Annotated in this window: 9 protein-coding genes; 1 reads left to right on the top strand and 8 read right to left on the bottom strand. The window is 61.7% G+C overall.

Translation table 11 applies throughout. From position 1 onward, the window contains the following. The 8 genes from J5M73_RS06720 to J5M73_RS06680 form a co-directional block, all read right to left on the bottom strand. A partial coding sequence (locus tag J5M73_RS06720) for a hypothetical protein (protein ID WP_207815199.1) occupies positions 1–1,254 on the bottom strand: 1,254 nt, incomplete at its 3' end. After that, on the bottom strand, positions 1,251–4,808 hold the full coding sequence (locus J5M73_RS06715; protein WP_207815197.1) for a hypothetical protein: 3,558 nt from the start codon (positions 4,806–4,808) through the stop codon (positions 1,251–1,253). The genes J5M73_RS06720 and J5M73_RS06715, both read right to left, overlap by 4 nt. Before the next feature lie 2 nt (positions 4,809–4,810). Continuing rightward, complete coding sequence (locus tag J5M73_RS06710) at positions 4,811–5,743, bottom strand: hypothetical protein (RefSeq protein ID WP_207815194.1); 933 nt, start codon at positions 5,741–5,743, stop codon at positions 4,811–4,813. 90 nt (positions 5,744–5,833) lie between these two features. After that, entirely contained in the window at positions 5,834–6,169 is a 336-nt protein-coding gene (locus tag J5M73_RS06705; RefSeq protein ID WP_102865014.1) for a hypothetical protein, read from the bottom strand. Positions 6,170–6,589: 420 nt separating this feature from the next. After that, positions 6,590–7,636 carry a hypothetical protein gene (locus tag J5M73_RS06700; protein WP_180988626.1) on the bottom strand — a complete coding sequence of 349 codons (1,047 nt, stop codon included), beginning with the start codon at positions 7,634–7,636 and terminating at the stop codon, positions 6,590–6,592. Positions 7,637–8,054: 418 nt separating this feature from the next. Then, complete coding sequence (locus J5M73_RS06690; protein WP_243433684.1) at positions 8,055–8,567, bottom strand: Imm15 family immunity protein; 513 nt, start codon at positions 8,565–8,567, stop codon at positions 8,055–8,057. 94 nt (positions 8,568–8,661) lie between these two features. Next, positions 8,662–9,807, bottom strand: coding sequence for an AAA family ATPase (locus J5M73_RS06685; protein ID WP_207815192.1), 1,146 nt, complete (start codon positions 9,805–9,807; stop codon positions 8,662–8,664). A 14-nt stretch (positions 9,808–9,821) separates the two neighbouring features. Beyond that, positions 9,822–10,682 carry an RNA ligase family protein gene (locus J5M73_RS06680; RefSeq protein WP_060839258.1) on the bottom strand — a complete coding sequence of 287 codons (861 nt, stop codon included), beginning with the start codon at positions 10,680–10,682 and terminating at the stop codon, positions 9,822–9,824. Between the two features lie 339 nt (positions 10,683–11,021). On the opposite strand from J5M73_RS06680, the gene J5M73_RS06675 reads away from it, so the two are divergent. Beyond that, the gene (locus tag J5M73_RS06675) at positions 11,022–11,681 is read left to right on the top strand and encodes a hypothetical protein (RefSeq protein ID WP_102865021.1); all 660 of its coding nucleotides are present in this window, start codon (positions 11,022–11,024) and stop codon (positions 11,679–11,681) included. The last annotated feature ends 3 nt before the right edge of the window (positions 11,682–11,684 follow it).

The raw sequence follows: 11,684 nt of genomic DNA, 5'->3' as shown, positions 1-11,684 counted from the left end.
GAACGTGGTCAACCCCGCGCCCGGCGGCGCCTGGAAATCGCTGGCCATGGCCACCAGGCCCATGGGCGCACCGCCGGGCGCGGGGTTGACCACGTTCAGCGGCACCCCGACCACGCTGTTGGCGATGGTGAAGTTGCCCGCCGCGCCGCCGCGCACCAGGATGTTGTCGATGGAATACAGGCTGCTGCTGTTGGACGAGCCGATATAGCGGTAGCCCGGATAGGGCACGGCCCCGGCGTTGGTCGACCAGAAGATGCTCGCGTTGCGACTGCGCAGGTGGGTGGCGAAGTAGCCGGTGTAGGCCTCCAGCGCCGGCGGTGGAGCCAGGGCCGGAGGTTGCAGTTGCAAGCCGTAGCCCAGGGCGGTGAGGGCGCCATAGCGCCCCGGATCGTTGCCGTTCTGGCTCAACAGGTTGACGTTGAAGTCGCCGGTGATGATCCGGGTTTCCAGCGCCCCCAGGGCGGCGCTGATGTCGCGCACATTGGCCAGGGCGTTGAGGTAGGCGTTGGCCGCGACATATTGCGGTGGCGAGTGGATGGCAAACAGCGTGAGGTTGCGCTGCACCACCACTGGCGGGCCGTCGACGGTTTCGCAGAAGGTCACCATGTAGGGTTCGCGCAAGCCGCCGTAGTTGATCGCCGCGCCGAAATTGTCGACGAACGCGACCCGCGCCGCGCAGCGGCTCTCGTTGAGGTTGCCCGGGTTCAGCGCCGTGGCCGGAATGGGCCGATTGGGCACGCTGAAGCAGGTCTGGGTCTGCAACGCCGGGTAGTTGCCGGCGGCCGGCGGGGCCGGCACCTGGGGGTTGAAGCTGATGCCATTGCCCGCCGGCGACCAGGCGTTGGGGCCGGTGAACAGGCGCTTGCCCGCCGCCACGCCGCCGCCCGCCGGGATCACCGGTTTGTAGAACACCGCGACGCCCTCGGCGCGCCCGGCCTGGCCGACCACCAGGGGCGGCACCAGGTTCCAGGGCACGCCGGTCTGGTTGCGGATGCGCAGCAGCAGTTCGGCGCAGCCCTGCCAGCCGCCGGTGGGGGAGATCAGCGATCCGGGGCCGTGGCTCGGACCGCTGGCCGTCTCCACCACGACGAAGATGTCCGGGTTGAACGCGGTGATGTGGGCCAGGATCAGGGCCAGTCGGTCGGCGGCGTCGAGGTCGGGAATGAAGGCACCGTTGCGATCGCGCTTGGTGCTCAGCGGGCGGATCTTGTTGTAGCCGAAGCTCTCGATGTTCCAGTACAGGACCCGAGTCATGGCGTCACCTCCGATGGTCCGGTCAATGCCGGTTGCGTGGACTGGCCCGACTCCATCGCTAGCAGGTTGGCGGCCTTGCTCTGCGGGTCTTTGACGTAGGCGGCGTACCAGCCCAGGCTGCCGGAGGACTGCGGGTCGCCGAACAGGAAGAACTGCAGGGTGGCGCCCGGCGGCAACTTGGCGATGCCGAGGATCTTGATGCCGATATCGGTCAGTTGCAGGTTGAAGAACCTGGCCTGGGTGTCGGTCTGACCGGGGATGGTCTGGTACAGCAGTTTGATCGGCCCGGTGGAGACCTTGATGATGCCCTGCAGGGAAAACACGCTGGCCGACGGCGCGGCGCCGGGCAGGCTGAGACCGACAAACAGCATTGGGCTGGCGTCGCTGCTCTTGCTGCCGGGCGACCAGGCGATCAGCAGGTCGGACTCGAAACCGGTGCCCGACACCAGGGACCCGGGGGAGCCCATGGTGACCTTGTAGACGATGCCCGACCAGGCGCCCGACAGCGCCTTGAGCGCCAGGTTCTGCGGCAGCACCGGGAGGAAGCCATAGTCCGCGGGCTTTTTCTGCGCCGGTGCCTGGATGAACTGCTTGAGCTGCAGGGTGAAGCCCTTGTACAGACTCTGTCCGCGCACCTGGCTGGTGGCCGGGTCGAACCCGAGGTTGTCGGGGTTGAAGGCAAAGCCCACGGCATTGGGCGTGGCGCTGGGAAAGGCCATGGCGATTTCCAGGTTGGTGTAGGCCAGGCCCTGGTTGCTCGGGCTGCCGTCGGCGCTGCCGAAGGACAGCAGGTCGAATGGCCCGTCCGCGGTCTTGAGCAGGGTGAAATCCAGCTTGCCCCACAGCAGGAAGCGGCTGGCGGTGGTGACACCGCCGTCCGGGCTGCCCAGGGTGTTGAACTGAATGCGGTTGACCGAAGCGGCCGGCAGCACGTTGCTGTCGAGGTTGAACAGGTAGCTCTGGCTCTGCTCGAACACGTAGGTGGTGGTGTCGTTCTGTTGCAGGGCGCTGCCGTCCAGGACCATGGCATTCACCGCGCTGGGCTGGCCGGCGCGCAGGGTGGCGCGGATCGGCGAGCCGAACAGCAGGTCCAGGCTCAGCTGGATACGACTGTTGAAGGTCACCAGCCGGGATTGGCGGAACAGCGCCTGCAGCTGCAGGACACTGAAGGCGTAACCGTTGCTGGTGCTCAGGGCCACCGGCATGTCCGGGGCCGCACCATTGGCCTGGGCCTGCTCATAGGCGGGGTTCTGGTAGTCGATCAGGCCGAACAGGGTGGAGATGCCCTGGATATCCAGGGTGTCGCCCTGTTGGCTGATGCGGCTGACACTGGCGCCAAAATGGTGGGCCAGGAAGCGGCTGTAGTCGATGCCGGCGGCGATGCCCGCCAGTTGCTCGGGCAGGCTGTCCAGGGGCAGGTCGGCGTTGAGCACCATGAAGCCGTTCCAGGCCGGGTCGCTGACCTGGGCCACGAAGTCGGCGTAGAGGCTGTCGGGGCTGGCCGCGGCCTTGGCCTCGGCGACAGCGATGAAGTCCTGCAGCCACTGGGACAAACCGGTGTAGGCCAGGGTTTCCAGGCCCGGCGCCAGGTCCGCGGTCTTGGAGAACGTCTCGGGCATGGTCCAGCGATTGGGGTTGTCGATGCGCTCCTTCAGGCTGCCGGCGCAGTACTTCATGATCAGCACATTGCGGTAGCTGGTGGTTTGCACGCCGACGCCGATGTTGGCGATAAAGCGCCAGTCGGCGATGTCCATGCGGTTGCTGAAGCTGGCGCCCTGGGTGAAGAACGGCTGCGGATTGACCCCCACCAGAAACAGCTGGTTGGTCTGCAAGGCCTCGTGCAGGGCCTCGCTGGGCTGCACGAAGGCAAAGTCCAGCGGTCCTTGGGTGGATGGCGAGCGGGCCAGCAGCACCTTGGCGTAGCCGATGCCGTCGGCGTCCAGGTCCACCAGCAGGCCTTGCGGGGTGGTCGCCCGATTGGGTGGTGCCGCGTCGGTGGTCAGCAGCCGCTGCAGGCGCCGGGCCCGCGCGGCTTGTTTGCCCGGCAGGGTCGCGGCGCTGATCAGGCTTTTGCGCGAGGCGGCGAGGATCTCGCTTTCGAATTGGGTCAGGTTGAGGCTGGCATTGCTACTCACCCCCGCATACGGCACCAGCGGGAAGGCAAACCCGGCGTCCTGGGGCAGCGGGGTGCTCGGCGCGGCCGGAGCCAGCAGCGGTGTGGCGCCGTTGCCGCGGCCCTGGCCATAGAGCGGACTGCCGTCGGGCTGGGCACTGTAGGCCGGGGTGGAGGCGCCGGCCACCAGGCTGCACCAGGAGGTCCGGTGCTCGCCGTTGAGCAGGGCGCTGACCGCGCCACTGGTGGGCGTGACCAGGCTGCTGGTCTGGAACGGAAACACCGGGGCATAGGCCGGTTGCGCCGCCAACAGGCGCAAACGGTCGTTGTCTTGCGGGCTCAGGGAAGCGTTGTAGGCGGTAAAGCTCAGCCACTCGGTGCCGAAGATCCCGCACAGCAGGGTCTGCCCGGCACTGGCGGCCGGCAGGCTCAAGCCAAAGTCGCCGGCCAGGGTCAGGCTGTAACTGCCGCCTTGGGCACAGAACACCAGGCTGGCGGCATAGGGCCGCGGCCAACCGTTGGCGTCCAGGCCATTGAGCGGGATCAGGCTGATCGGGTTGCCGGCGGTGCTGCGCCACTGGCTGGGCAACGCGGTCGTGCCGGTGTTGGCGAAGCTGATGGCAGTGCGGATCAGTCCGGCGGCCAGTTGCGCCGCGGCGATGTTCTGATTGAGCGGGTCCAATGGGTCGAGCACGCCACCCATGGTCAGTTTGGCGGGCATGCCGCTGGGGTTGAACACCGGGTAATTGAGCACGCTCTTGCCGCCCGCGGTGTTGGCCACATAGGTAAAGCCGGTCGGGAAATACTTGAGGGCGGGCTGGCTGCTGTAGGTCAAGGCGTAGGTCAGGCTGCCGGCCTGATTGCCGTCCAGGGGCACGTAGGCCTGGGGCTGTTGCGGCGGTGTCAGTTGCAGGCCGCTGTCGGCCTGCAGCTTGTCGCTCAAGCCCATGGTGATGCCGGTAGTGGATTTCAGGCGCAGGGCGTTGAAGTCCGGGTCGTATTTGACGTAGGTGCCGAAGTTGACGAAGAACGTCAGGCGATCGCCAAGCCGCAGGTTGAGGTTGTTCTGCACCTGGCTGGGGGCCGCCACACTGATGCGCAGGCCGTAGCTGTTGAAGGCCTGGGGCGCCGGCAGGCTGGACCCGGGCAACCACAGCAACGCGCGGCCGACGAAGTTGCGCTGGTCGACGGCGAACAGAAAGTCGTACAGGGCGTTGATGAAGGCCGTGGGGTCGCTGCGCAGGGCGGCCGGTTCGCTGGGGGCGAACAGGTAATGGCCGGCATATTTGTCGAAGGCATCGGCCGGGCTCAGGCTGGCCGGCAGGCTGCCGGGCGCGGTGCCTTTGGGCATGACATAACCGCGCCAGCCATAGCCGCTGGCATCCGGCAGGGCGTAGGCGGCGCTGTGGGCGATCTGCTGGTAGTCGGACGTGCTGGTCATGTCTATCCCCTGCAATTGTCGGCGCGGCCACGGATCCACGACCAGTCGGCGACACTGCCGACGTAGTGGTTCGGTGGGTTGTGACCGGACTGGAAAGTGCCATCCAGGCTGAGCTGCCCTTGCTGCTCCTGGGTGGCGGGACGAAAGTCCAGGAGTCCGCCCTCGATGCGCACCGGTCCGACGCTGGACTGTCGCAGGCTTACCGGGGTGGCGGTGGCCATGAGGGTGTAGCGGTCGATCAGATCGCTGGCGTAATAGAAGCTCACCTGGGCGGTCAGCGCGTTGCTGCTGTCGGCCTTGTAAGGGTCCAGCAGTTCCACGGTCACCTGCAGGTCCGGCAGCAAGGGCTGGCGGTAGCGGGCCAGGACACTGGTGGTCGGGCTCTGCCAGCGGATCAGGTCGCCACGATAGGCCTGGGTCACGGATTTGCCGCTGTCGCGCAGGTTCTCGATGGTGAAGTCGGCCAGCAGGTGCGAAGTGTTGGGTGGTGCGCAGAAAAAGGCGCCCAGGCTGCCCCAGACCCGCTGGCCATCGCCGTTGGCCAGATCGAAGTCGGCGGTGGGAGCGGCGGCGGTCATGTTCAAGCCGGTCAGGGCGGCGTTGCCCAGGGAAACCTGGGCATTGACCCGGGCTTCGTGGCTGTCCACCACCAGCACGAACATCACCGGACCGACCTGGCGATTGACCTTCATCCCGGGTAGCAGCACGGGGCCCGGTACGCAAGGATCATTGGCGGCGGCAGAGGAGGAGGGCGAGAGGTCGACGCAATCTGCGGCGGGCGAGGTGGCATCGGTGCTGGAAAGGACTTGCTCGTGGCCGTCGCTAAACACCACTGGCGCACGGCTGCCGGTGGTCATCAACCACGCTGCAGTCGCCAGGATCGCGCCGAGGGTTGCCCAGAGAATCCGGGTGTAGAGCATCCGTTGCCTGGTCACGCGAGGGTACCGTCCATGTCCCGTATTGCATGAAGCGAAGCCGGCGCTGCCGGCCTCGCAAATGGGCTCCGGTCAGGGAGCCCGAGTCGATCACGACAGGGTGAAGGTCCCGATGTTGGTGTTGTTGAACGGCGTTTCCGAGCCGCTGTCGACGATCTCCCCGGTGAACAGGATGCTGAACGCCGAACCCACGTTCTGCAGCTTGACCTGGGCACCCTTGCGCAGGATGACCGGACCGGCGGAGGAGTCGGCGCTGAGAGTCTGGACAGTTGCGGTGTTGTTGACCTGGGTGGCCCACAGCAGGTTGTTCTGATAGCTGAAGGTCACTTTGGTGGTCTGGTTGGGGTCGCCGTTGTAGGTCGCGGTGGACTGGCTGTTGATGGTCAGGGGGGTGGTGACGGTGTTTACCGAGGTGAAGGCGTTCATGTTGAATATCCTTTTCGTGTGTTGGGCATGATTCAGCTGGCTGAACCGGGTGAGAGTCTAGGTGTGCTTCCTGGTCTGTCGAGGTCGCTGACCCAGCGTTCGAAAGGCGTTTTTGACCCTCTGGCGATGCTCCGGACACACCGCGTTTAGCGCTGTAGACCGCATAACTTAAAGGCTCTTGGCCTGAATGCGAGTTCGAGGAACAAGGCCTCTAATAGCGTTTTGTTATCACTGTTAATACAAAATAGTTGGACACTCCCGAGTTCTGCGTTGGCGTCCCGCCCGGGCAGGGTGAAACATCAACTAAGCAGAGAGTTTCGGGATGAGGGGACATGTAGGGAATAGGAGATATTGTTAACTCAACTAAACAACCATTTAGTTGAGTTAACCCATAACCGTGTTCAGAGTAGGAGGGCAGTATTAGCCAAATGCCAAAGTGGCTGCATTTAACGCGCTATCGACAGTATTGAGTAGTTGCCGGTGATCGAATTCACGTTTGTCATGGTGATGACTACGTTGCATTACGCGTTCAATCGCATAACGATCGACATCCAACCAGTAATGGTCATCAACATGCTCGGCATGTACCATCTTTGCGGCATATTTGCCGGCTTCACCATCAGCTTTCAAATGATGGAAAACACTGCAGAAATCTACCAGTTTTTTGTCTTTGGTGGCTATCCAACAGTCTTGTTGAACTCCATCAAGTCCGTTCTGATCCGTTATATTGGCGGCATGCAGGAGGCGTATATCAGAGGCTCCGTTGAAGGCAATCGCCTTTACATCCGCCACGGTTGTCGGCAGTTTCTCTTCACTAGTTTTGAGGAAGTTATTTCTGACCTTGCGCCGTAACTCAATGGTTTCCCGGGAATGTGCGTCGGGCTCTGCGAAGCAGTATTTGGCGATTTCTATTTCAGTGGCGCTCAGAATATCGACATGCGCCTCAAGGTTATCGATGAACCATTTGAACTTGTCGAAGGGCTTCAACTTCATTCGATCGGCAACGTTCAGATAAATCAGACTGGCATACGGTACTGCAAGCGTAACCTTGGCGTCAGACGACAAGTCGTCATAACCGTAATCTTTTTTTTTGCCTTGGAACAAGGTGTGAACTGCATTCGGCGTATCAATGAACTGAGGCAGGTGTTGGGCGCAGAAAAGCTCATAGGCGTCACTTGCTTGACGTGCCAGCTCTGGGGGCATTTCGCTAAGGGCCAGTCCAGGTGACAAGCAAACACTTTGAGGCGGGCAACGATGCAATAGCTTCACTAGATTCTGCAGGCCTTGTTTTTTGACAGACGCCCATTTGTTGCCATGCTTGACGACTTTTTCCATGCTGATGAGCATGTTGGTGTCCAGCGAGATAGTCGTCTCGACATTCGCCGACTTGTTACGGGCAATGTGAACGGGATCGAGCGTCGACTCAGTGATACGGCTGGCTTTGATGAACAGGGTTCTGGCTTCCATGATCAATCCTTGGTCGGGGCCTGTATTCCTGGTTTCTACCAGAGCAACGTAGGTCAGTCGATTTAATACTATGATGCGCATAATGTATATTATGTTAAATCATATGCCACTGAATCGCCCCGGATTCTCTAGATACCTTGCAAACTCATTGCGTAACGCTTTCAAACTCCCCCAGCGACAGCTGATCTTGCTGGCAATCAAATTTTCGCCACTCGGAGCTGCTGTACTAGCTGCCTAGGTCGGAATGAATCATCACCTCTTGCTTAGGTTTACGCCTCCAAACCGCCAACGCCACACGATGATGACCACAATCTTCACCGACCTCGCGCAGATCGTCATGGATTTTGCGGACGCGCTTGAGTTCTGCTCGCAGACGACGCAGTTCAGCGTGTCGATCATCGTGACGAGTTCTTTGCACTCAATAAGTCCTGGGAACAGCGAAGACCCTTACAGATTCCTCTGAGCAGACGGCGTCATGAAATCTACTTTCATAAAAATCAAAAGCAGTTTCTACCCCGTAGTTGGAAAAATACCTTTTTACTTCCTGCAACTCCCATGACTCAAGATCTCCATTATTTTCTCGTATTTTTTCCAAAAAACCGACTGAGGCCGGCTTTGGATAAATAAATATATTAGGTATGAGAATGCCTTGTTCCTCCAATCCCGCAAAGTCTGTAAAGGTCACGGCAAAAAACACACTTTCACTTCTAGATACTTCTAACAATCTTAAAGTATTCAAAAGAAACACAGCGAGCCCTGTCAGAAAGTTAGAAGCGCCGCTGTCGCCCAGCTCATCCTTCAAGAGCTTTAAGCGACTGTATCTTGACACAAGTGGAATTTCTTCAAAGCTTTCATAGCTCTCGAAGAATACATCCATGTCGTTGTACGGTTCTTCGCTGATTATTTTACTGTAGATATCTGTAAGCTTCATTTTCAGGAGGGGCTCCATCCGTACTTGTTAAGTCATTAATTTATTTTCTTTTGCCCTGCTATAGAACTTTTAAAGCTTTTAACGTAAGTGCCACTCACCCCTCCACCGCCTGATAAACCACCCGATGCGCCTCGGTCGGCAGCGGTACTTCCCACTTGAACAACATGCGGCGGATATCTTCGTTGCGCAGTGAGGTGTCGCGCTTCTGGTTGCGCCGCATGATCTCGTCCTCGGGCCGTTCCAGGTAAAGAATTTCCACCTCGGCGCCGTAGCCATAGAGCAAGTCCAGGGTGCGGTTGCGCATCTGCGCCGACAGGTGCGTGGAGTTCCACACAAAGGGTTTGTGCTCGCGCAACAAGGCCTTGGCCCGGTCGATGGCGTAATGCGCAGCGGCGCCTTCGTTCTGTCCGTGGCGCAGGCCCAGGGCCTGGCGCGCGTCGTCGAACGACACCACCGGCAGCTCCGGGTAATGTTGCGCGGTCCAGGTGTCCTTGCCGCTGGCCGGCAGGCCCGAGAGCATCACCACCGAGGAGCCCTGCGGCGGGTGCAGCGGGTAGTCGGGGTGTACCCGGGCGCCACGCAGGTACTGAATGCGTGTGTAGTCGTCGACAAAGGCTCGCGGCCCGTGCAGGCAGCCCTCCTCCCGCGCCAGTTCGCGCCACAGTTCGATGGCGTCCAGTACATCGGCCTTGCCGGCGTAGTTGCGACCCTGCATATCGGTCTCGGCCACGGCACAGAGCATCCACAGCGGCAGTTCCCAGGACAGTTTGTGCAACAGGAACTCAGCGCTGCGGCCGCTGCGATCACCCTGCAGGGCGAAGAACGGCACCTGGTGCACGGCGATGATGCGGCAGATCTGCTCGCGCAACTCGAACGGCACACCGGCGCGCCACAACAGCAGCCGCGCATCCACCGCGCCCCGGCGTGAATGACCGGGCTGGCCGATACGCCCGGTATCCGGGTCGATCACCGTGGTGTCGGGCTTGGCGATGTCGTGCAACAGGGCAGCGAAAAACAGCACAAAGCGCTGCTCGGCGCTGGCCTGCTGGTAGGCGGGTTGCGCCAGCAATGCTTCGACCACCAGACGGGTATGAATCCACACATCGCCCTCGGCGTGGTAGGTCGGGTCTTGCGGTGTATCGGCCAGACGCGCCAGGGCCGGGATGGCCGCCAGGCAGGCGGCGGCATCCATATCGCGCCCCGGCTCGGGCACCAGTTGTTGCAGTTGTCGAATATCCATATCGGGATGCTCCTTCAATAGCCGTGGCGTGGGCCCTGCCAGTCCATGGACAGGCGCGGGGCATAGAGGTCGACGCCGTCGGCCAGTTGATTGGGGATGAAGGGTTGGTTGGCATGGTGCTGGTCGGCATCGATGATGGCCTGGACGAAGTCCTGGCGTACCCACTTGAGCCGGCCGAGGGTCTGCTGCTCGTCCTCGAGCTTCAGATACAGGCCTTCCATGCGGCTGGAACGGTCGCACTGGCGCCAGGCACGGGCCAGGTCGAGGCCTTCGCGGCGCACCACCTGCTCGAACACCTCGCGCCAGCGCTCGGTCTTGGCCAGCGAATCGCCCACCAGCGCCATCAGCTCGGCATGCCGGCGCGGCGCCGGGCCTTCGTACAGCACCGGCACCGACAGCACCGGCCCTCCCTCGAGCAGGCACCGGCGCGCCGCGGTGGAGAGAAACAGCCCTGTGGCGCGGTCCCACACATCGAACTCGCAGAAATAATGTGGCAAGCGGTCGTAGAACACCGAGTGCTTCTTGTGCAGCCATTCGCCATACAGCACGAAGCGATCTTCCAGGCGCTCCAGCAACCAGTGTTCGTGAGCCACGGCCCACTGCTTGAACAGATTGAACTGGCGCTCGCGCCCACCGCCGGTGAGGTAGTGGCCGCGAGATTGCAGGCGCAACTCACCGCTTGCGCTAAAGCTGATGCCGGCGTTGGCGCCATCGAGTTTTTCTTCCACCACCAACCACTGCCCGGCCAGGGCGGCATAGCGCACCTGGCCAGTGTCAGTGTCGCCATCTTGCAGGCGCGAGCCTTGCAGATGGGGCGTGCGGGGGTATTTGAGCAGTTCCAGGTTGTGCGCGGTGGCACGAATATCCATGTGCATGGGTTTGTCCTCGAAAACAGAGAAAAACCAACGACAGGATCAGGCAGGCATGGCAATCAAGCGCCGCCGCGCATAGGCACGGGCAGCCATCAGGCAGGATGGACCGTCGTCGGTATCAGGCGTGTTGGCTGGCGTAGGGCACTGGCTTCACCACTTGGAGAAAAGGTTGCAGAGGCTTTAGGGCGCGCATTCAACAGCAGATAGCGGCATCAGGTCAAGTCCCGAAAGAGCAAAACCCCCGCGGCCCTGTTTGCGCGCAACACCCGAGCTTTTGTCATGAAAAAAACCGCCTGGTGCTCATAGGGTGCAGCCAGTCATAACCTCGATAAGGAATCGATCATGAAACTTTCAAGCGTGCTGATGGCTGGCGTCATTGGCCTGGCCCTTGCACCTTTGGCCCAGGCCTCGTCCACATCGGACAGCGAAGAAAAAGCCCAGTTACGCAAACTCTTCTGCGAGTCGAAGGGCGGCGCCGATATCACGGCGCTGGGTGAGTTGAAGAAGTCCGACGACGTCGGCGCAGTGGTGGTGTGCAAGCTCCCGCCGTCGCCCACCACCGTGGTGGAAAACCAGGCGGCATCGAGCCTTGCCGCCCTGCCATTGACGCCCGTCACGGCAACGCTTGCGCCACCGTCCGGGGTCTACAAGCTCGCCCCGGGCGCCAGCAGCGTCAACACGTCCTGCTCGGCCAACCTGGCCATCGCCAAATGGGCAGGCTTTCCCAATACCAGCAACGGCAACGCCACCTTGAACTGTCGCGGATACAACGCCGGCGCAGCAGGCGGCACGCTGGGGTGCAAGATCGAATGGACCGGGCCGACCCAGGTCGCCATCGGGGTCACCCCTTACGGCGGCCAGGTGGCGGTGAACTTCAGTTGCCAGGCCCTGTACTTCGGCTCCGTCGGCACGGTGATGGATTTCAGCTACGCCGATCCGACTTATCCGCGCATCCGCTACGGCTCGGTCCAGGCCACCAGCAGCATGACCATCACCCAGTAAGGC

It is taken from the genome of Pseudomonas sp. 50_B (genome assembly GCF_017491625.1).
Taxonomy (GTDB): domain Bacteria; phylum Pseudomonadota; class Gammaproteobacteria; order Pseudomonadales; family Pseudomonadaceae; genus Aquipseudomonas; species Aquipseudomonas danubii.
The sequence above is the reverse complement of the archived record's forward strand: the minus strand, read 5'-3'. Positions and strand labels throughout refer to the sequence as shown.

Bases quoted from the DNA above. Each gene is read 5' to 3' on its own strand.
- J5M73_RS06715 (WP_207815197.1), bottom strand. From the start codon at position 4,808: ATGACCAGCACGTCCGACTACCAGCAGATCGCCCACAGCGCCGCCTAC.
- J5M73_RS06705 (WP_102865014.1), bottom strand. From the start codon at position 6,169: ATGAACGCCTTCACCTCGGTAAACACCGTCACCACCCCCCTGACCATC.
- J5M73_RS06700 (WP_180988626.1), bottom strand. From the start codon at position 7,636: ATGGAAGCCAGAACCCTGTTCATCAAAGCCAGCCGTATCACTGAGTCG.
- J5M73_RS06690 (WP_243433684.1), bottom strand. From the start codon at position 8,567: ATGAAGCTTACAGATATCTACAGTAAAATAATCAGCGAAGAACCGTAC.
- J5M73_RS06685 (WP_207815192.1), bottom strand. From the start codon at position 9,807: ATGGATATTCGACAACTGCAACAACTGGTGCCCGAGCCGGGGCGCGAT.
- J5M73_RS06680 (WP_060839258.1), bottom strand. From the start codon at position 10,682: ATGCACATGGATATTCGTGCCACCGCGCACAACCTGGAACTGCTCAAA.
- J5M73_RS06675 (WP_102865021.1), top strand. From the start codon at position 11,022: ATGAAACTTTCAAGCGTGCTGATGGCTGGCGTCATTGGCCTGGCCCTT.